General features: G+C 66.7%; 19 protein-coding genes and 1 tRNA gene. 13 read left to right on the top strand and 7 right to left on the bottom strand.

The window, feature by feature from the left end; all coding sequences use genetic code 11:
* Positions 1 to 886: 886 nt before the first annotated feature.
* Positions 887 to 973: transfer RNA gene (locus tag ACQR0U_RS01310), tRNA-Leu, on the bottom strand.
* Positions 974 to 1,195: 222 nt separating this feature from the next.
* On the opposite strand from ACQR0U_RS01310, the gene ACQR0U_RS01305 reads away from it, so the two are divergent.
* Positions 1,196 to 2,164 (top strand): complex I NDUFA9 subunit family protein, encoded by a 969-nt coding sequence (locus ACQR0U_RS01305; protein WP_316173498.1) that lies wholly within the window; start codon positions 1,196 to 1,198, stop codon positions 2,162 to 2,164.
* 124 nt (positions 2,165 to 2,288) lie between these two features.
* Here ACQR0U_RS01305 and ACQR0U_RS01300 read toward each other — a convergent pair whose 3' ends face one another.
* Complete coding sequence (locus tag ACQR0U_RS01300) at positions 2,289 to 3,095, bottom strand: undecaprenyl-diphosphate phosphatase (protein ID WP_434842480.1); 807 nt, start codon at positions 3,093 to 3,095, stop codon at positions 2,289 to 2,291.
* 357 nt (positions 3,096 to 3,452) lie between these two features.
* Between ACQR0U_RS01300 and ACQR0U_RS01295 the strand changes: the two genes are divergently transcribed.
* Positions 3,453 to 4,145 carry a glutathione S-transferase family protein gene (locus ACQR0U_RS01295; RefSeq protein WP_315716854.1) on the top strand — a complete coding sequence of 231 codons (693 nt, stop codon included), beginning with the start codon at positions 3,453 to 3,455 and terminating at the stop codon, positions 4,143 to 4,145.
* Complete coding sequence (queG, locus tag ACQR0U_RS01290; protein ID WP_434842703.1) at positions 4,094 to 5,278, top strand: tRNA epoxyqueuosine(34) reductase QueG; 1,185 nt, start codon at positions 4,094 to 4,096, stop codon at positions 5,276 to 5,278. Before ACQR0U_RS01295 ends, queG begins: the two co-directional genes overlap by 52 nt.
* A gap of 11 nt (positions 5,279 to 5,289) precedes the next feature.
* Here queG and ACQR0U_RS01285 read toward each other — a convergent pair whose 3' ends face one another.
* Entirely contained in the window at positions 5,290 to 6,075 is a 786-nt protein-coding gene (locus tag ACQR0U_RS01285; RefSeq protein ID WP_315750480.1) for an alpha/beta hydrolase, read from the bottom strand.
* A gap of 327 nt (positions 6,076 to 6,402) precedes the next feature.
* Between ACQR0U_RS01285 and infC the strand changes: the two genes are divergently transcribed.
* The gene (gene infC / locus ACQR0U_RS01280; RefSeq protein WP_315716960.1) at positions 6,403 to 6,942 is read left to right on the top strand and encodes a translation initiation factor IF-3; all 540 of its coding nucleotides are present in this window, start codon (positions 6,403 to 6,405) and stop codon (positions 6,940 to 6,942) included.
* Positions 6,943 to 7,035: 93 nt separating this feature from the next.
* Here the strand turns inward: infC and ACQR0U_RS01275 are convergent, their stop codons facing one another.
* Positions 7,036 to 7,407, bottom strand: coding sequence for a hypothetical protein (locus ACQR0U_RS01275; protein WP_315716852.1), 372 nt, complete (start codon positions 7,405 to 7,407; stop codon positions 7,036 to 7,038).
* A gap of 261 nt (positions 7,408 to 7,668) precedes the next feature.
* On the opposite strand from ACQR0U_RS01275, the gene rpmI reads away from it, so the two are divergent.
* The 7 genes from rpmI (at position 7,669) to ACQR0U_RS01240 (ending at position 14,218) form a co-directional block, all read left to right on the top strand.
* Positions 7,669 to 7,869, top strand: a complete 201-nt coding sequence (gene rpmI, locus ACQR0U_RS01270) for a 50S ribosomal protein L35 (RefSeq protein WP_008539890.1) — start codon at positions 7,669 to 7,671, stop codon at positions 7,867 to 7,869.
* 76 nt (positions 7,870 to 7,945) lie between these two features.
* Positions 7,946 to 8,305: a 50S ribosomal protein L20 gene (rplT, locus tag ACQR0U_RS01265; protein WP_012040570.1), complete on the top strand. Its 360-nt coding sequence runs from the start codon at positions 7,946 to 7,948 to the stop codon at positions 8,303 to 8,305.
* A 142-nt stretch (positions 8,306 to 8,447) separates the two neighbouring features.
* Positions 8,448 to 9,530: a phenylalanine--tRNA ligase subunit alpha gene (pheS, locus tag ACQR0U_RS01260; protein WP_316166383.1), complete on the top strand. Its 1,083-nt coding sequence runs from the start codon at positions 8,448 to 8,450 to the stop codon at positions 9,528 to 9,530.
* Between the two features lie 92 nt (positions 9,531 to 9,622).
* Positions 9,623 to 10,042: an endonuclease domain-containing protein gene (locus ACQR0U_RS01255; protein ID WP_315716850.1), complete on the top strand. Its 420-nt coding sequence runs from the start codon at positions 9,623 to 9,625 to the stop codon at positions 10,040 to 10,042.
* A gap of 16 nt (positions 10,043 to 10,058) precedes the next feature.
* On the top strand, positions 10,059 to 12,467 hold the full coding sequence (gene pheT, locus ACQR0U_RS01250; protein ID WP_434842479.1) for a phenylalanine--tRNA ligase subunit beta: 2,409 nt from the start codon (positions 10,059 to 10,061) through the stop codon (positions 12,465 to 12,467).
* Complete coding sequence (locus ACQR0U_RS01245; protein ID WP_316203426.1) at positions 12,464 to 13,240, top strand: sulfite exporter TauE/SafE family protein; 777 nt, start codon at positions 12,464 to 12,466, stop codon at positions 13,238 to 13,240. The genes pheT and ACQR0U_RS01245 overlap by 4 nt, the downstream gene beginning before the upstream one ends.
* A gap of 33 nt (positions 13,241 to 13,273) precedes the next feature.
* Positions 13,274 to 14,218, top strand: coding sequence for an MBL fold metallo-hydrolase (locus tag ACQR0U_RS01240; RefSeq protein WP_434842478.1), 945 nt, complete (start codon positions 13,274 to 13,276; stop codon positions 14,216 to 14,218).
* Between the two features lie 137 nt (positions 14,219 to 14,355).
* On the opposite strand, the gene ACQR0U_RS01235 is transcribed toward ACQR0U_RS01240, so the two are convergent.
* Positions 14,356 to 15,768, bottom strand: a complete 1,413-nt coding sequence (locus ACQR0U_RS01235; protein WP_434842477.1) for a flavin monoamine oxidase family protein — start codon at positions 15,766 to 15,768, stop codon at positions 14,356 to 14,358.
* A 192-nt stretch (positions 15,769 to 15,960) separates the two neighbouring features.
* Here ACQR0U_RS01235 and ACQR0U_RS01230 point away from each other — a divergent pair, with 192 nt between their 5' ends.
* Complete coding sequence (locus tag ACQR0U_RS01230) at positions 15,961 to 16,938, top strand: YiiX/YebB-like N1pC/P60 family cysteine hydrolase (RefSeq protein ID WP_315716844.1); 978 nt, start codon at positions 15,961 to 15,963, stop codon at positions 16,936 to 16,938.
* A 12-nt stretch (positions 16,939 to 16,950) separates the two neighbouring features.
* On the opposite strand, the gene ACQR0U_RS01225 is transcribed toward ACQR0U_RS01230, so the two are convergent.
* Positions 16,951 to 17,226 carry a metal-sensitive transcriptional regulator gene (locus ACQR0U_RS01225; protein WP_315716843.1) on the bottom strand — a complete coding sequence of 92 codons (276 nt, stop codon included), beginning with the start codon at positions 17,224 to 17,226 and terminating at the stop codon, positions 16,951 to 16,953.
* A 15-nt stretch (positions 17,227 to 17,241) separates the two neighbouring features.
* Complete coding sequence (locus ACQR0U_RS01220) at positions 17,242 to 17,499, bottom strand: hypothetical protein (protein ID WP_315750488.1); 258 nt, start codon at positions 17,497 to 17,499, stop codon at positions 17,242 to 17,244.
* Between ACQR0U_RS01220 and ACQR0U_RS01215 the strand changes: the two genes are divergently transcribed.
* Positions 17,498 to 19,966 (top strand): heavy metal translocating P-type ATPase, encoded by a 2,469-nt coding sequence (locus ACQR0U_RS01215; protein ID WP_434842476.1) that lies wholly within the window; start codon positions 17,498 to 17,500, stop codon positions 19,964 to 19,966. The two genes, ACQR0U_RS01220 and ACQR0U_RS01215, sit on opposite strands and share 2 nt — an antisense overlap.
* Positions 19,967 to 19,993: the final 27 nt, after the last annotated feature.

Below are 19,993 nucleotides of genomic sequence, written 5' to 3'. Positions count from 1 at the left end.
CGCAGCATTTCGGCTTGCGCCGTCGGGCAAATCACCTGCACATTTCCGCGCGTCCCTGCTGCCGCATGAGGGGCGTGTCGCGACCGTCACGAGACGTTGGCAGTGGGATGCGATGGGCGTGTGTCGTTGCAGCGTGATTGAGTTCGCGCGGACGAACAAGGATGCACGCACGGTCAAGTCGCGCGGTCCTGATATCCCGACGCTGATATCAACTCATGACGAAGCTTTCGCTTCGCGTGGGGATGGTGGCCACCAAGCCCGGCGCACCAGGGAGAACGCGAAGCAGCCGTTAAAACCAATCGCGCAGGGAGGGCCGGATGATCCGGCGCGTACCTGTGGTTCCTGCCGCCAGCATTTTCCTTCGCTGGCGGGCCATGGGTGCGGTCGGCACCCGGCTCTCCCTGCGCCCTCATGATTTCGAGGGCGAGACGATCGGCATGGCTCGGGCGCAAAGCGCGCCACGAGGCTGATAGGTCTTGCCCTAAACGAGAAAGACCACGGCGGTCATGGTGATCACTCAACACGAAGGCGGTGCCCACCCTCCCCTGGAGGGGGAGGGTCGCCTCACGGAGAGCGAAGCGAAACGTGAGGCGGGGTGGGGTGATCTCTCCTCTGGCGCTGGCGTGCGTGGAGAGATCGCCCCACCCCGCTCGCCCGCTTCGCGTGCGATCGACCCTCCCCCTCCAGGGGAGGGTGGAGGCTCGCAGCCGGCAGCAGCGGCTACATCACGGGCGTTGAAAGGAGGATTATCGGCTGGCTCGGGGACGAGCGTGTCGCTGATGTCGCGAAGACATCAGCTAAATCGATGCCACCCAATCAGATCGCGAGGCGCATCAGCGCCGTCGTCTGTCACAGAGTTCTGTGCGGGGGAGGTCACCACCAAAAATGGTGCCCAGGAAAGGACTCGAACCTTCACGGCCGTTAAGCCACTGGCACCTGAAGCCAGCGCGTCTACCAATTCCGCCACCTGGGCATGGGGGCGCTGTGTACGGATCGAACGGGCGCTTGTCAAACCGCTGAACGCCCAAGATGACAATTTTTCTCACCCCATGCGCAAAAACACGGCTCCCTTTTCCGCGGTGCGGGCGATGGGCTATACAGCGGCCCAGGATGGCGGGCCGCGGGGTGCGAATCGCCGCTGACAGCTATCTCGTCCGGGGCGGACCGACCGCCCGGCAATCCCAGGACTCATTCCATGGCATCGAATCTGGACACATTGGTTACCGTCTTCGGCGGCTCCGGCTTCGTCGGGCGCAACGTGGTCCGGGCGCTGGCCAAGCGCGACTACCGCATCCGCGTCGCGGTGCGTCGGCCGGAGCTGGCCGGCCATCTGCAGCCGCTCGGCCGGGTCGGCCAGATCCACGCCGTACAGGCCAATCTGCGCTATCCCGACTCGGTCGCATCGGCGCTGCGTGACAGCCATGTCGCGATCAACCTCGTCGGCGTCCTGACCGAGAGCGGCGCGCAGACCTTCGAGGCCGTGCAGGCCGAGGGCGCCGCCACCGTCGCCAAGGCGGCGGCCGCCGCCGGCGCCCGCATGGTGCACGTCTCGGCGATCGGCGCCGACGCCGAGTCGGCGTCGAGCTATGCCCGCGCCAAGGCGGCCGGCGAGGCCGCCGTGCTGGCCGCGGTGCCCGAGGCCGTGATCATGCGCCCCTCGGTCGTGTTCGGCCCCGAGGACCAGTTCACCAACCGCTTTGCGGGGCTCGCCCGGATCTCGCCGTTCCTGCCGCTGATCGGCGGCGGCGAGACGAAGATGCAGCCGGTCTATGTCGGCGACGTCGCCACCGCGGTGGCCGATGCGGTCGACGGCAAGGCGCAGCCGGGCGCGACCTACGAGCTCGGCGGGCCCGAGGTGCTGAGCTTCCGGGAAATCCTGAAAATCATCCTCGACATCACCGACCGCGACCGCGCGCTGCTGCCGTTGCCGTTCGGGCTCGCCAAACTGCAGGCCGCAATCCTGCAGTTCGCGCCGGGGCCGCTGAAGCTGACGCCGGACCAGGTCGAGCTGTTGCGCCACGACAACGTGGTGTCGGAGGCGGCAAAGGCGGCCGGGCTGACCTTGCAGGGCCTCGGCATCACGCCGGATTCGCTCGAGGCGATCGCCCCGCAATATCTCTGGCGCTTCCGTCCGTCCGGCCAGTTCCAGCGCAAGAACGCGTGAGGGGCCACCGGCCTCTCCACGTCATTGCGAGGAGCGAAGCGACGAAGCAATCCAGAGTCCATGACACCACACTGGATTGCTTCGCTTACGCTCGCAATGACGGTGGATGGAGCTGGGGCTCAGCTCATTTCCCCAGCGCCAGTGCGATCAGGCCGAGGGTGCCGACGATGACGCGCCACCAGGCGAACAGCACGAAGCCGTGGCGGGTGACGTAGCCGAGGAAAGCCTTCACCACGATCATCGCGGTGATGAAGGAGACGACGAAGCCGATCGCGATCAGACCGAGATGGTCCGCCGTCATCTCGGCGCGGCTCTTGTAGAAGTCGTAGACGAAGGCGCCGACCATGGTCGGGATCGCCAGGAAGAAGGAGAACTCCGCGGCCGAGCGCTTGTCGCCGCCGAGCAGCATCGCCGCCACGATGGTGGCGCCGGAGCGCGACACGCCGGGGATCATCGCCGTGCACTGCGCGACGCCGATCCACAGATACATCATGAGCGGATAGCGCGTGGCGTCGTGCTCTCGCGGCTTGAAATCGATCTGATCGACCCACAGCAGGATGGCGCCGCCGACGATCAGCGAGAAGCACACGACCCAGGGATCGAACAGGAGCGCCTTGATGTACTTGCCGGCGATGAGGCCGATGATGACCGCGGGCAGGAAGGCGATCAGCACGCCGATGATGAAGCGGCGGTCGTCAGGGTTCGTCAGCGCGCCGATCGCGACGCGGTACAGCTTGAAGAAGTACAGCGCAACGATGGCGAGGATGGCGCCGAGCTGGATCAGGATCGCAAAGCTCTTCCAGAACCCCTCGTCGCCGAGCCCGAAAAAGCGCTCGGCGAGCAGCAGATGGCCCGTCGAGGATACGGGAAGAAACTCGGTGACGCCCTCGACGATGCCGAGAAGCACCGCCCGCAGCGTATCTGACATCATTGATCGGATCCTGGATGGCCGGCAAAACGCCGCCCTTCTCGCCTATTCGGCCCGCGCCCGCAATTGCAAAAAGCGCTCGAACCGGCCACATCCGATGAATGAACCGGCGTGTGATCGGCCATGCGAATCGGAACGAGGCAATGCCGGACAGCGGATCGGGCGCGCTGATCGCTGTTCCCGAAAGCGCCGTTTCCCGCATGACCGCCCGTCGCCCTACTGCTTACACTTTCGCCGACCATGCGCTAATGGTCCGATTCGCGAGCGCACCCGCGCGCCGGTATCGGGACGAGGCGTCGGTGCGAACCGATGGTTGATTGTTCGTTAAGCGCCGTAGCCGCGGAATCGTCGAAAGGCTCCATGTACACGCTCTACCACCATCCCTTCTGCCCGCATTCACGCTTCGTCCGGCTGGTGCTCGGCGAATACGGGCTCGATCTGCGCCTGGTGGAGGAACGCGCCTGGGAGCGCCGCGAGGCGTTTCTCGTGCTCAATCCCGCGGCCACCACGCCGGTGCTGTCGGTCGAAGGCCTGCCGCCGGTGCCCGGTGTCGGCGTGATCGCCGAATTCATCGACGAGACCTGCGGGCCCGAGATGGGTGATCGCCGGCTGATGCCGGCCTCGGCGGCCGAGCGCATCGAGGTGCGCCGGCTGATGGACTGGTTCAACACCAAGTTCTTCGAGGAGGCCTCGAACCTGCTGGTCACCGAGCGCATCTACAAGCGCTTCATGAGCGAGGAGGATGGCGGCGGGCCGCCGTCGACCGACGTGATTCGCGCCGCCAAGACCAATGTGCGCTATCATCTCGCCTATATCGGCTGGCTGGCGCAGCGGCGCAATTTCCTGGCCGGCGACCGCCTGACCTATGCCGACCTCGCCGCCGCCGCGCATCTGTCGGCGATCGACTATCTGGGCGACGTGCCATGGATCGAGGACGACGCCGCGAAGGCGTGGTACGCGCGGGTGAAGTCGCGGCCGTCGTTCCGGCCGCTGCTCTCCGACTGGCTGGCGGGCGTGCCGGCGTCGCGCACCTATGTGGATCTGGACTTCTGAGCGCCGCTAGGCCCACGCCGGAGACGTTGAAGGCGGCGCTGGCCGCCGAGGCGCAACGGCTGGGCTTCGATGTCGTCGGTATCACCGCCCCGGTCGTGAGTGCCGAACGGGCCGCTGCGTTCGAACGCTTCCTCGCCGCCGGCCAGCACGGCGACATGGACTGGCTGGCGCGCGAGCCGTCCCGCCGCACCGATCCCACCACGCTGTGGCGCGAGGTCCGCAGCATCATCATGCTCGGCGTCAATTACGGCCCCGACGAGGACCCTCGCGCGGTCCTGTCCCGGCGCAGCAATGCTGCGATTTCGGTCTATGCCCGCGGGGACGATTATCACGACGTCATCAAGAAGAAGCTCAAGGCGCTCGCTCGCTGGCTGGTCGCGCAGGCCGGCTGTGATGTGAAGGTGTTCGTCGACACCGCGGCCGTCATGGAGAAGCCGCTGGCCGAAGCGGCCGGGCTCGGCTGGCAGGGCAAGCACACCAACTTGGTGTCGCGCGGCTTCGGCTCCTGGCTGTTCCTCGGCGCCATCTACACGACGCTGGCGCTGCCGGCGGACGCGCCGGAGCGGGATCATTGCGGCTCGTGCCGGGCCTGCCTCGACAGCTGCCCGACCGCGGCGTTTCCGGAGCCTTACAGCCTCGATGCACGGCGCTGCATCTCGTATCTGACGATCGAGAACAAGGGGCCGATCCCGCGCGAGTTCCGCAAGGCGCTGGGCAACCGCATCTATGGCTGCGACGACTGCCTCGCCGCCTGCCCCTGGAACAAGTTCGCGCAGGCGGGACGCGAGGCGAAGCTGGCGGCGCGCGACGCGTTGCGCGCGCCTTCGCTGGCGGAGCTGGTGGCGCTCGACGATGCCGCGTTCCGCGCGTTGTTCGCGAAATCGCCGATCAAGCGCATCGGCCGCGACCGCTTCCTGCGCAACGTGCTGATCGCGATCGGCAACTCCGGCGATGCGGCGCTGACGCCGTCAGCCGAGCGACTGGCCGCCGATCCGAGTCCGCTGGTGCGCGGTGCCGCCGCCTGGACGCTCGCTTGGCTGCTCGACGAGGCTGCTTACGCGCGGCGTGCGAAGGCGGCGCTGACGTCGGAGACCGACGAGAGCGTCCGCGCGGAATGGCAGGCGCGATGCTGAAGCCGGCCGCCTCAGCCCATCTCGCCGACGGCGGCCAGCATACGCGTGATGTCCTGCGGACGCGACAGCCGGTGGTCACCGTCCTGGATCATGGTCAGCACCACGTCTTCGGCCGGCAGGCGGTGGGTCAGTGCGAACGCATGCTGCCAGGGAACGTCGCGGTCCTGCGCGCCCTGCAGGATGCGCACCGGGCAGCCGACCTTGATGGCACCGCCGAGCAGCAGATGGTTGCGCCCGTCCTCGATCAACGCCCTGGTGATGGGATAGGGCTCGCCGTACTCCGACGGACGCATCCAGACGCCGTTGGTCTCGATCTCGGTCCGGACCGCCGGCGCAAAGCCCTTCCACATCAGCTCCTCGGTGAAATCGGGCGCCGGGGCGATCAGGACCAGGCCCGCCAGCGTTGCTTCGGCCGGCTCCTTGAGCAGCTCGCGCGCCAGCAGCAGCGCCATCCAGCCGCCCATCGAGGAACCGATCACGACCTGGGGTCCGCGGCAGAATTGCCGGAACACCGCGACGCTCTCCTCGAGCCAGCGGCTGATGGTGCCGTCGACGAAGCGTCCGCCGGATTCGCCGTGCCCGGAATAGTCGAAGCGAACGCAGGCGCGGCCGCGCTCGGCGGCCCAGGCGTCGAGGGCCAGGGCCTTGGTGCCTTTCATGTCGGAATTGAAGCCACCGAGCCAGAACAGCCCAGGCGGACGGCCTGGCCGCGCCCGCACCGCGATCCGGCGCGACGATTCGCCCGCGCCGACGGCGATGAAGACGGGCGGATCGGCATTTTCTGCAGCAGGGTTCATGGATCGTTACTCGCTGTCGGGTGTTGTGTGGGCGAACCGGCCGTTTCCGTCAATCGGCGCGGCCCGACGCAGCCGCTTGCGAAAGCGCGCCGCGCACTCTATGTCCCCCGGCGGAACCACGAGGGCCCGAAAAAGCGCGAGTTTGATCGCAATTCTCGGCCGTGTGGCTTCCTTGGGGGAATGCATCGACGCGCAAGTCTCGCGCATGCGACGCAGGAGCCGCGACGACCGGGCGGAATTTCGACGCACCGGACCGTTGCGACCTTGCCCGCGAAAGCATCTTCCTTCAAACTAGCCGCCTTCTTCCACAACCTTGGAGCACTACCCATTCGCCGCCCCAATCGAGCCCCGCCCGCTGCCGTCAAAGACGGGCCGCGTACCAATGATGAGATTCGCAATGCGCAGATCCAGCTGATCGATGCCGAAGGCACCAACCGTGGTGTCGTCGAGACCGTTGTCGCGATCAAGATGGCCGCTGATGCCGGCATGGATCTGGTCGAGATTTCGCCGAACAACTCGCCTCCCGTCTGTAAGATCATGGACTACGGGAAGTACAAATATTCGGCGCAGAAGAAGGCCGCCGAGGCCCGCAAGAAGCAGAAGGTCGTCGAGATCAAGGAGATCAAGCTCCGCCCGATGATCGACGACCACGACTACGACGTGAAGATGCGCGCGATGCAGCGGTTCTTCGAAGAGGGCGACAAGGTCAAGATCACGCTGCGCTATCGCGGCCGCGAAATGGCGCACCAGGAGATCGGCACCAAGCTGCTCGACAAGGTGAAGTCCGACGTGGCGGCGTTCGCCAAGGTCGAGCAGGACGCCAGGTTCGAGGGACGTCAGGTGGTCATGGTTCTGGCGCCGCGCTAAGTCCAGCACGCCGACACCTGAAGCCGGGCCCGCCACGCGTTTGGCGGGCTTTTCTCTTGGGGCGCCCGTCAGGACCGCTTTTGCGGGCCCGGGTCAGGACCGCGTCGCCTGCCACCGCCCCCTGCAGGTCCCGGACGAGCCTTTGCCGCTCCAGCGGCCGACGCCGGACGTGGCGCCAAGCCGGCCGGTGCCGCTGGCAGAGGCACCACCCTGGGATACCCGCACGGTGACGGCGCCGCCGCGGCCAACCGAGCCGGTAATGTTGGCGGTGCTGTTCGAGAGGACCCGGCCGCCGCTGATCCGGATCGGGAAGCTGTAACCCTGGTCGCAACTGCCGGCCTCGGTGATGATGAGCACGGTCCAGGCGCCATCGAAGCCGGCAGCGTGCGCCGGCCTTGCCGTCAGGCCCGCGAGGCCCGTCAGCAGCGCGGTCGTGAAGGCGGCGGAGATGGCGCGGCGGGTCATGGTCGATCCTCGACTGTCATGGTCGGCTGATCATGGGTCGGAATAGCCGATTCCGTGGTTCGACGTTGCCAACGGGCTTTGTCTCTGGCATAAGCGCGGCCTTCGTCGCCCGGCTGATCAAGGGCTGCCGTGGCGATGTTTCTGTGCGGGTGGGTCCTCGTTTGGACCCGAAACCTGAGCACAACCAACGCTCTAACGAGCATTTTCGCCGGATGGCGCCGCTTTTGCGGGCGGCTTGCCGTTGGCATCAAGGAGAGCCAAATGCCCAAGCTGAAGACCAAATCCGGCGCCAAAAAGCGCTTCAAGGTGACTGCCACCGGCAAAGTGATGCACGCCCAGCGCGGCAAGCGCCACGGCATGATCAAGCGGACGAAGAAGCAGATCCGGCAGCTGCGCGGCACCCGCGTGCTGTTCAAGACCGACGGCGACAACGTCAAGAAGTACTTCTTGCCGAACGCCTGACCGGCCTCTCGCGTCCGAACCCTGGCCGCCTCAAAGCCGCGGCTGATCGTCATCTCTGAATCCAAGGATTTCCGGCATGTCTCGCGTCAAACGCGGTGTGACCGCCCACGCCAAGCACAAGAAAGTCTTCAAGGCCGCCAAGGGCTATTACGGCCGCCGCAAGAACACGATCCGCACCGCCAAGCAGGCCGTCGAGAAGGCCGGCCAGTATGCGTTCCGCGATCGCAAGCGCAAGAAGCGCACCTTCCGCGCGCTCTGGATCCAGCGCCTGAACGCCGCCGTGCGTCCCTTCGAGCTCACCTACAGCCGATTTATCGACGGCCTGTCGAAGTCCGGCATCACCGTCGACCGCAAGGTGCTGTCGGATCTCGCGATCAACGAGCCCGCCGCGTTCCAGGCGATCGTTGAGAAGGCCAAGGCGGCGCTCGCCGCCTGATCGCCTCCGCATCGTGAGGATTTCAAAAGCGGCCGATGCTCTCGGCCGCTTTTTGCTATCCGGCGACATCAATCCTTCGCTTGACCCCTGTCGCCCGCGCGGCGACAACCCAGCCGCCTTTTGTCCCGCGGAGATTTTGCCCGTGTCCGACCTCGCTTCGCTCGAAACCTCGATCCTCGACCAGATCGCCGCCGCCGGCGATGAAGCCGCGCTGGAAGCCGTCCGCGTCGCAGCCCTCGGCAAGAAGGGCTCGATCTCGGCGCTGCTGGCGACCCTCGGCAAGATGTCGCCGGACGAACGCAAGACGCAAGGCGCCGCGATCAACCTCGCCAAGGACAAGGTCACGCAGGCGCTGGCCGCGCGGCGCGACGTCCTCAAGGCCGCCGCGCTCGACGCCCGTCTCGCCGCCGAGACCATCGACGTCACCCTGCCGCTGCAGGATTCGCCGGCCGAGACCGGCCGCATCCATCCGCTCAGCCAGGTGATGGACGAGCTGACCACGATCTTCGCCGATATGGGCTTTTCGATCGCGGAAGGTCCCGACGTCGAGACCGACGACTACAACTTCACCAAGCTGAACTTCCCGGAAGGCCATCCGGCGCGGGAGATGCACGACACGTTCTTCTTCAATCCGAAGCCGGACGGCTCGCGCATGCTGCTGCGAACCCACACCTCGCCGGTGCAGGTGCGGACCATGCTCAGCCAGAAGCCGCCGATCCGCGTGATCTGCCCGGGCCGCACCTATCGCATCGATTCGGACGCGACCCACACGCCGCAATTCCACCAGGTCGAGGGCCTCGTCATCGACAAGGGCTCGCATCTCGGTCACCTCAAATGGATCCTGCATGAGTTCTGCAAGGCGTTCTTCGAGGTCGACCACATCAACATGAAATTCCGGCCGTCGTTCTTCCCGTTCACCGAGCCGTCTCTTGAGGTCGACATCCAGTGCCGCCGCGACAAGGGCGAGATCCGCTTCGGCGAGGGCGAGGACTGGCTGGAGATTCTCGGCTGCGGTATGGTGCACCCGAACGTGCTGCGCGCCTGCGGCATCGATCCCGACGAATACCAGGGCTTTGCCTGGGGCATGGGCATCGACCGCATCGCGATGCTGAAATACGGCATGAGCGACCTGCGCCAGCTGTTCGACGGCGACGTCCGCTGGCTGTCGCATTACGGCTTCAAGCCGTTGGAGGTCCCGACCTTGGCCGGAGGGCTGAGTTCGTGATGAGCCTCGCCCTCTCTCAGCAAACGCTCGAACTCCCTCTCCCGCTTGCGGGGGAGGGCTGGGGTGGGGGTCTCTCCGCGCAGGAGGTGTCGATGGACGACGAGAAGCCCATCTGGACAGTCTCGCCGAAGCTTCGAACGAATGCGCGCGCCCTCCGCCAAAACTCGACGGATGCCGAGAGAATATTATGGTCCGAGCTGCGCGGCCATCGCCTGCTCGGCGCGGGCTTTCGCCGTCAGGTCCCGATCGACCGCTACATCGTCGACTTCGTCTGCCACACCGCACGTCTCGTCATCGAGCTCGATGGCGGACAGCACTTCTCAACTGAAGGCGAACAGCGCGACGCTTCACGCTCAGCTGCGATCGAAGCCAAAGGATTTCACATCCTGCGCTTTGCCAATAACGACGTCCTGGCCAATCGCGCCGGCGTTCTTGAAACCATTGCCGCTGCCATTGCGGCGAGAGCCCCCACCCTGACCCTCCCCCGCAAGCGGGGGAGGGAACGGGACTGAATCAGCGGAAAGAGCCATGAAATTCACGCTGTCCTGGCTGAAGGACCATCTCGACACCGACGAGTCGGTCGAGACGCTCGCCAACAAGCTCACGATGATCGGCCTCGAGGTCGAGCATCTCGAGGACAAGGCGAAGCTGCTCGCGCCGTACAAAATCGCGCGCGTCGTCTCCGCCGAGCAGCATCCGAATGCGGACCGGCTGCGGGTCTGCATGGTCGACACCGGCGACGGTGGCGCGCCGGTGCAGGTGGTGTGCGGCGCGCCGAATGCGCGCGCGGGACTGGTGTCGGTGTTCTCGCCGCCGGGCACCTACATCCCCGGCAAGAACATCACGCTGTCGGTCGGCACGATCCGCGGCGTCGAGAGCCGCGGCATGCTGTGCTCGGCGGCCGAGCTGCAGATCTCCGACGATCACGACGGCATCATGGAGCTGCCGGCGGATGCGCCGATCGGCACCCCCTACGCCGAATGGGCTGGGCTCGGCGATCCCCAATTCGAGATCAACCTGACGCCGAACCGCCAGGACTGCACCGGCGTGCACGGCATCGCCCGCGACCTCGCCGCCGCCGACATGGGCAAGCTGAAAGATCCCGGCATCAAGCCGGTGAAGGGCGAGCTCCCCTGCCCGGTGAAGGTCACGGTCGAGGACGAGAAGCTGTGTCCGGGCTTCGCGCTGCGGCTGGTGCGCGGCGTCAAGAACGGCCCGTCGCCGAAGTGGCTGCAGCAGCGCCTCACATCGATCGGCCTACGCCCGATCAACGCGCTGGTCGACATCACCAACTACATGACCTTCGACCGCGCGCGTCCGCTGCATGTGTTCGACGCCAAGAAGGTGAAGGGCAATCTGGTCGTCCGCCGCGCGCGTGACGGCGAGACCCTGCTCGCGCTCGACGGCCGTACCTACACGCTCGACCATTCGATGTGCGTCATCGCCGACGATTCCGGCGTCGAATCGCTCGCCGGCATCATGGGCGGCGAGGCTTCGGGCTGCGATGAAGGCACCACCGACGTGCTGATCGAATCGGCGCTGTGGAACGAGATCAACATCGCCCAGACCGGCCGCAAGCTCGGCATCAATTCCGACGCGCGCTACCGCTTCGAGCGCGGCGTCGATCCGGCCTTCATGGTGCCGGGCCTGGAGATGGCGACCAAGCTCGTGCTCGACCTGTGTGGCGGCACGCCGTCGGAGACTGTCGTCGTCGGCAATCCGTTCGGCGATGACCGCATCGTCGACTTCCCGTTGACCGAGGTGAAGCGGCTGGCGGGCATCGAGGTGCCGCTGACCGAGATGCGGCGGATCCTGACGCATCTCGGCTTCGTGGTCGCCGGCAACGGCCCCATCGTGAAGGTCGCGGTGCCGTCCTGGCGCAGCGACGTGCACGGCAAGGCCGATATCGTCGAGGAAGTCGTGCGCATCGTCGGCGTCGACAAGGTGCCTATGACGCCGTTCGAGCGCGGCGACGCCCCGCGCAAGCCGGTGCTGACGCCGCTGCAATTGCGCACGCGGCGCGCCAAGCGCGCGCTGGCCGCGCGCGGCATGGTCGAAGCCGTGACGTGGTCATTCATCTCCAAGCCGGCCGCCGAATTGTTCGGCGGCGGCAAGGCCGAGCTCGCTCTCGCCAATCCGATCGCGGCCGATCTCTCGGACATGCGCCCGAGCCTGTTGCCGGGCCTGACCGCGACGGTGCAGGCCAATGCCGATCGCGGCTTCGGCGATGCCGCGATCTTCGAGGTCGGGCAGGTCTTCAAGGGCGATGGCCCCACGGATCAGTTCGTGGCCGCGAGCGGCATCCGCCGCGGCATCGCGCCGGCGAAGGGACTCGGCCGGCATTGGACGGGATCGCAGCCGGCCAACGCGTATGACGCCAAGGCCGATGCGCTCGCGGTGCTCGCGGCGGCCGGCGCGCCGATGGCCTCGCTGCAGATCGTCGCCGGCGGGCCGGCCTGGATGCATCCGGGGCGCTCCGGCACGATCCAGATGGGCCCGCAGAACGTGCTCGGGCATTTCGGCGAGCTGCATCCGCGCACGCTGGAGGCGCTGAAGGCGGACGGGCCACTGGTCGCCTTCGAGGTGATCCTGGATCGCATTCCGGCGGCCAAGGCGAAGCCGACCCGCGCCAAGCCGGTGCTGGAGCTCTCGGCATTCCAGCCGGTGTCGCGCGACTTCGCCTTCATCGTCGATCGCAAGGTCAAGGCCGGCGACATCGTCCGCGCCGCGCAGGGCGTCGACAAGAGGCTGATCACCGATGTCACCGTGTTCGACATCTATGAGGGCAAGGGCATCGAGGACGGCAAGAAGTCGGTCGCGATCGCCGTGACCCTGCAGCCACGCGACAAGACGATGACCGACGAGGAGATCGACGCCGTCGCGGCAAAGATCACCGCAGACGTCGGCAAGAAGACCGGCGGCACGTTGCGCGGATGAGCCTCTCCGGGCTCATCCCTGCCGATCTCAGCCTGTTCGCGACGATCGCGCTGGCGATCGTCGCCTTCATTGCCGCAACCGCGCGCGGCTTCTCCGGCTTCGGCGCGGCGCTGATCTTCATGCCGCTGGCGAGCAGCTTTGCGACGCCCCGTCTCGTTGCGCCACTGCTGCTGGTGATCGATTTCGTCTCGATGGCCCCGATGGTGGCGCCGGCCTGGCGCGAGGCCGACCGCAAGGCCACCGCGGTGATCGTCGCGGGTGCGTTGGTCGGCGTGCCCGTGGGCACCTATTTCCTCAGCCGGCTGGACCCGGTCACCGTCCGCTGGATCATCACCGGTTTCGTGATCGGGCTGCTTGCGCTGCTGCTGTCCGGCTGGCGCTATCGCGGCAGGGAGTACACCGCGCTGTCGGTCGCTGTCGGCTGCATCTCCGGATTCTGCAGCGGACTGGCGCAGACCGGGGGCCCGCCGATCGTCGGCTACTGGCTGGGACGCCCGATCCCGCCAAAGATCGCACGAGCGAACATCGTGCTGTTCTTCGGCGCATCGGACTTCTTCGCGATGGTGAGCTACGCAATGAGCGGGCTGATCACCTGGGATTCGCTGAAGCTTTCGCTGCTGATCGGGCCGGTCTACGCGCTCGGTGTCGCGTTCGGCGCGTCGCTGTTCGGCCGCGCCAGCGAGCAGGTGTTCCGCGCCATCTGCTATGCGCTGATCGCAATCGCCGTGATCGCCGGCCTGCCGGCCCTCGACGGCGTGCTCGGGCGGGGTTAGCCTTCCTGCAACGAAGCAGACAGGGAGGCCACCGTGATCCATCGGCGAACAATGCTCAAGCTCGCGCTGGGAACGGCCGGCGCCATCGCGGCGCCCGCGGCGTTCGCGCAAGGCGCGAAGACCGGCACGCGGATGGTCTTCCTCGGCACCAAGGGCGGCCCACGCGTCGGCGTGGGCGCTTCGAATCCGGCCAATCTCGTCGTCGTCAACGGCACGCCGTTCGTGATCGATTGCGGCATGGGCGTCAGCCGTCAGCTCGTCAATGCGGGCGTTCCGATCCCTTCGGTCAAGTACATCCTGATCAGCCATCACCATTCCGATCACAATCTCGAATACGGCAATCTGTTCTACAACGCCTGGGCCGCAGGATTGTCGACGCCGATCCAGTCGTTCGGACCGAAGGGCCTGGAGGCGATGACCAGGAGCTTCTGGGAAACCAACAAGTTCGACGTCGACACCCGCATCGCGGACGAAGGCCGGCCAGATCCGCGGCCACTCCTGGTCGCGAAGGATATCGACGCGGACGGCGTCGTGCTGAAGACGGCGGACGTGACCGTGACCGCGTTCCGCACGCCACATCCGCCGATCACCGACAACTTCGCGTACAAGTTCGAGACGCCCGACGGCACGATCGTGTTCTCGAGCGACACGGCCTATAACCCGAAGCTTGCAGAGTTTGCCAAGGGCGCCGATGTGCTCGTGCATGAATGCCTCTATGTGCCCGCGGTCGATCGGCTGGTCGCCAAGACGAAGAACGGCTCGACGCTGAAGAAGCACCTGCTCGACAGTCACACGACCACGGAAGACGTCGGACGCATCGCCGCGGCTGCAGGCGTGAAGGTGCTGGTGCTCAGCCACTTCGTGCCCGGTGATGATCCCGAAGTGACGGACGAGGACTGGACGCGGGACGTGAAGAAGAACTACACGGGCCGCATCGTGGTCGCGAAAGACCTGATGGAATTGAAGCTGCCTGTATAGCCAAGGCTGGGCGTGCTGCAATCGGCAGCTCGCCTGCATCAGCCGTAGGGTGGGCAAAGGCGCAGCCGTGCCATTCACGCTTGAGATCGCAGTTGCGCCGTGCCCACCCTCTTGCTGATGAGCTTGCGGATCGACGGTCAATCCTCCGGCGAGGCCGAGCGCACCTTGCCACGACGGCGCGGTCGTTGCCGCTCACTGCTCGGCTCCGGTTCGGCGTCCTTGATCGCGCCGATCCGGCGCAGCGCGGCTTCCGCGGCGCGCTCGCCGGAGTCCCAGGCGCCGTCGACCGTGCCCCACAGCGTTTCGTGCGTGGCCTCTCCCGCAAGAAACAGCGGACCCAAGGGCTCGCCCAATATTTTGCGGGCGCCCTGGCTGCCGGGCGTGGCCGCCGACATCGCGCCGAGTACGCCCGGCGCCAGGTTCCAGCGCGTCGCTGCGGACGACTTCACCGCTGCGGCGGCCTCACTTCCAAACAGTTTGCCGATCCACTCCCTGGCGAAGTCGACCATCGCCGCCTCGCCCTGCGCTGATAGTTCGCGGCCGAAGGCGCCGGCAACATCGACGGTACAAAGCGACGATCCGCCGATATTGGCAAGCAGCAGACCTGTGCGACTGGAATTGCTCTGCTCGATGATGACCTCGTCCCGCGACAGGCCGAGCGGATTGCCCGCCAGCATCAGCGCGATGTGATCGTAGCTGCCGAGGCTGAGCTTCGCGGCGGAGTCGAGCTGCCGCTTGGGCAGCTCGGGCGCGAACTTGATGGCGCCTGATGTCAGGACGTTGGTCGACACCGTGAGGATGACGGCGCGCGCCGCGATTCGCCCCGCCGGCGTTTCCACCGCGACGTCGCGGTTGGCCCACACGACGCGCGTTGCTGGAGTCGACAGCGACAACGGCAACGATTCGCCGAGCCTGGCGATGAACGTGCCCAGCCCCTGGCGGCAGGCCAGCGGCGCGCTGCGATCCTGCGCACGCGCCTTGTCCATCGCGGAGAGATCGGCGAGATCCTTTCCGGTCGCGCTGGCGCCAAGCACGAACGCGGTGGTGCTGGTCCAGTCGCCCAGATCTTTCGGCAGCGCCGCGGCGCAGGAGGTATCGAGCTTGCCGCGCGCCGCCTCGTCGATGGCGCGATTGGCGCGCACCAGCCCCGCCAGGAACTGCTCGGTCTCGCCGGGCCGCGCATTGCGCCGGCCGACGCGGATCTTCTGCCCGACGGGAGCCGCGACGAGATCGAGTCCGAGACCGCGCGCGAGCCTGCTGATGGGATTGCCGTCGGCGTTGAGCAGCCAGCGGGCGCCGCGATCGAACGGCACGCCGAAGGTGGCTGCATCCGTGCGGCAACGGCCGCCGAGCTGCGGCGCGGCCTCCAGCACCACGACCCTGCGGTTGGCCGCGACGATGCGGCGGGCCGCGGCGATTCCCGCCGCACCCGCCCCGATCACGACAATGTCAGCCTCGCGTGGAACAGCCGCCTGCGCGGTGCGGCCGGCGATGGGCAGCACGGCCAGCGCCGCGGAAGCGGAGAGGAAGCCGCGGCGCGTGACATTCATGACATGGTTTCCGAAAGCTTTGAACCAAACGAATACCGGCGAATTTGCCGCATCTGCCGCGCTGCGGCAACCGGGATGGTAAACGTGATACCGTGCAGAACGCGTCGACTATGAACCAAATTGCAACCGCAATCGACCATCATGGAAGAAGGGAAAAAAGCCGGCGACCGGCCAAGTCGCCCGGGGAGCGTTATGGGTATCGTGCTTGATCAGATCGGCAAGCTGATTGCCGCCTATCTCCAGAAGGAGATCCCCGGCTATGAGCCGTTCACGCCGAGCGATCCGGACTATCTGCGCAAGGACGTCCAGCCCGGCGACGTGCTGCTCGTCGAGGGCAACAGCCGCATCTCCGGCATCATCAAATACCTCACGCAGTCGACCTGGTCGCACGCCGCGCTCTATGTCGGACCGATCGACGGCGCCGTCGAGCCCGACGGCGAGCCGCATGTGCTGGTCGAGGCCTATGTCGGCGACGGCGTGATCTCGGCGCCGCTGTCGAAATATTTCGCCTATCACACCCGTGTGTGCCGTCCGGTCGGCCTGACCTATGAGGACCGGCACACGGTGTGCCGCTACGCCATCAATCGCATCGGCTTCGGCTACGACACCAAGAACATCATCGACCTGATGCGCTATCTGATCCCGATGCCGATTCCGCAACGCTGGCGGCGGCGCATGATCGCGCTGGGCTCGGGTGATCCGACCAAGATGATCTGCTCGGCGCTGATCGCGCAGGCCTTCGATGCGGTGCGCTACCCGATCCTGCCCAAGATCACGCGGGCGCCATCGCGGCGCGCCAAGCGCGAGATCCTGCACATCCGCGATTCCTCGCTCTACATGCCGCGCGACTTCGACATCTCGCCCTATTTCGAGATCGTCAAGCCGACCATCGTCAATGGATTCGACTACACGACCCTGCATTGGGCCGACAAGCAGAAGCCGCTCGCGGAGGTAGCGGGCGAGTTCGCCGTGTTTCCAGGAGCCATCACAGCGCCGCCGCTCGTTCCTGAGACGGCTGACGAAGAGGCGACGCAGCAGGCTGCGGCTGAGGAAATAGTTGCGAAGCTCGGCGAACGGCTCGTGGTCAACGAGCATTTTCTCGTCGCCGAGCCGGTACGAAACGTCGCGCCACGTCCGACCGCACGCCGCCGCAACAAGGTGGCGGTCTGAGCTGGGCTGACCTCAGCGATCCGACCGGCCGATCACATCCATCAACTCCGCGATCTTCTGCCGTTGATCGGCCTTGTCGCCGGATGCGATGGCATGCTCGACGCAATGCGCGACGTGGTCGCGCAGAATCTCCTCCTCGACCCGGCGCAACGCCGCCCGCACAGCGGAGATCTGGGTGACGATGTCGATGCAGTAGCGGTTGTCCTCGACCATTTTCGACAGGCCCCTGACCTGCCCTTCGATCCGACTCAAACGTTTCTGACAGGATGTCTTGATGTCCTCGCGCATGGAGCCTATATACCCCTACAGGGTATAGGTTTCAAGAGGCTGAGCGATGTCGGAAACCAGACACGAGCATGGCGTCGCGGCGGGCGGCGAGGGCGGATGCGGCTGTGGATCGCGCGCGCGCGCGGTGGAAACCGGACACGAACAGGCATCCGCGGACAGTTGTTGCAGCGATCGTGCCGGCGCGGCGCCTGCCAGCGCTTCGGGCGGCTGCTGCGGCGGCTCGGACCACGCCGCGCCTGAACCAGCGAAGGCAACGGATCCGGTCTGCGGCATGTCGGTCGATCCCGTGACCTCGAAGCATCGCTTCGAGCATCAGGGACAGACCTTCCATTTCTGCTCCGCCGGCTGCCGCGCCAAGTTCGCCGCCGATCCCGCTAATTATCTCGCGACGGCCGCAGCGCCTGCAGCCGCTCAGTCATGCTGTGGCGGTCATGACCACCATGAGCATGACCCGGCAACGGTCATCGATCCCGTCTGCGGCATGAGCGTCGATCCTGTGACCTCGACACATCGTTTCGACCATCAGGGTCACACCTTCCATTTCTGCTCGGCCGGCTGCCGCACCAAGTTCGCGGCCGAGCCGGACAAATATCTCGGCGAACGCGAGCCGCCGCCGGAGATGCCGGCAGGCACGATCTACACCTGCCCGATGCATCCCGAGATCCGCCAGGAAGGCCCAGGCACCTGCCCGATCTGCGGCATGGCGCTCGAGCCCGACGTCATCAGCCTCGACGATGCGCCCAATCCCGAGCTCGCCGACATGAGCAGGCGGTTCTGGATCGGCACTGTGCTGTCGGCACCCGTTGTCGTGCTCGAGATGGGCGGCCACCTCGTCGGCGGCCACGGCCTGATCGATCCCGTGCTGTCGAACTGGATCCAGTTCGCGCTGGCGACGCCGGTGGTGCTGTGGGCCGGCTGGCCGTTCTTCGTGCGCGGCTGGCAATCGGTCCAGACCCGCAATCTCAACATGTTCACCCTGATCGCAATGGGCACGGGCGTCGCCTATGTCTACAGCGTGATCGCGACCGTCGCGCCGCAGGCGTTTCCGCCGGCGTTCCGCGGCCATGGCGGCGCGGTGGCGGTGTATTTCGAGGCGGCCTCGGTCATCACCATTCTCGTCCTGCTCGGCCAGGTGCTGGAGCTGCGCGCACGCGAAGCAACGTCGGGAGCGATCAAGGCGCTGTTGCAGCTGGCGCCGAAGACGGCGCGGCGGCTCGACACCGACGGCAACGATCATGAGGTGGAGATCGCCGAGCTCGCGGTCGGCGATCGCCTGCGTGTGCGCCCGGGCGAGAAGGTGCCGGTCGACGGCATCATTCTCGAAGGCCGCTCGTCGCTCGACGAATCGCTTGTCACCGGCGAGTCGATGCCGGTGACCAAGGACGAGGGCGAGCGCGTCATCGCGGGCACCTTGAACCAGACCGGCAGCTTCGTGATGCGCGCCGACAAGGTCGGCCGCGAGACCCTGCTGTCGCAGATCGTGCAGATGGTCGCCGACGCGCAGCGCTCGCGCGCGCCGATCCAGCGCCTCGCCGACCAGGTCGCGGGCTGGTTCGTGCCGATGGTGATCGCTGCTGCCATTGCCGCCTTCGTCGCGTGGTACGCGTTCGGTCCCGAGCCGCGCTTCGCCTTCGGCCTCGTCGCCGCCGTGAGCGTGCTGATCATCGCCTGTCCCTGCGCGCTCGGTCTTGCGACGCCGATGTCGATCATGGTGGGGGTCGGCCGCGGCGCCCAGGCCGGCGTGCTGATCAAGAGCGCCGAGGCGCTGGAGCGGATGGAGAAGGTCGATACGCTGGTCGTCGACAAGACCGGCACCCTGACCGAGGGCAAGCCGAAGGTGACCAGCATCGTCACCGCTCAGGGCTTCGACGAGGCCGACGCGCTGCGGCTGGCCGCCAGCGTCGAGCGCGCCAGCGAGCATCCGCTGGCCGAGGCCATCGTCCGGCATGCCGCGGAGCGCAACATCAAGCTCGCCGACGTCAAGAACTTCGACGCGCCGACCGGCAAGGGCGCGCGCGGCGAGGTCGACGGCAAGGCCATCGTACTCGGCAATGCGACCTATCTCGCCTCGCTCGGCATCATCACCGATACGCTCGGCGTCGAGAGCAAGCGGCTGCGCGAAGAGGGCGCCACCGTGATCACGATGGCCGTCGACGGCAAGCCGTCTGCGCTGTTTGCGGTCGCCGATCCGGTCAAGGCGTCGACGCCGGAGGCGCTGAAGGCACTCGCGGCCGACGGCATCAAGGTGATCATGCTGACCGGCGACAACCGCACCACCGCCACCGCGGTCGCGCGCAAGATCGGCATCACCGAGGTCGAGGCCGAGGTGCTGCCCGAGCAGAAGAGCGCCGTGGTCGCGCGTCTGCGCGCCAGCGGCAAGATCGTCGCGATGGCCGGCGACGGCGTCAACGATGCGCCGGCGCTCGCCGCGGCCGACGTCGGCATCGCCATGGGCACCGGCACCGACGTGGCGATGGAGAGCGCCGGCATCACGCTGCTGCAGGGCGACCTCGGCGGTATCGCGCGGGCGCGAAAACTGTCGGCGGCGACGATGCGCAACATCCGCCAGAACCTGTTCTTCGCGTTCATCTACAACGCCGCCGGCATCCCGATCGCCGCCGGCATCCTCTACCCCGTGTTCGGCATCCTGCTGTCGCCGATCATCGCAGCCGCCGCGATGTCGCTGTCGTCGGTCAGCGTGGTCGGCAACGCGCTGCGGCTGCGGGCGACCGATCTTTGATACGATACCGGCGGACTTGCCGAAGCC

This window comes from Bradyrhizobium sp. HKCCYLRH3097 (assembly GCF_051167875.1).
Classification (GTDB): Bacteria; Pseudomonadota; Alphaproteobacteria; order Rhizobiales; family Xanthobacteraceae; genus Bradyrhizobium.
Note: the sequence above shows the minus strand (reverse complement) of the source record. Positions and strands in the feature narration are given on the sequence as shown.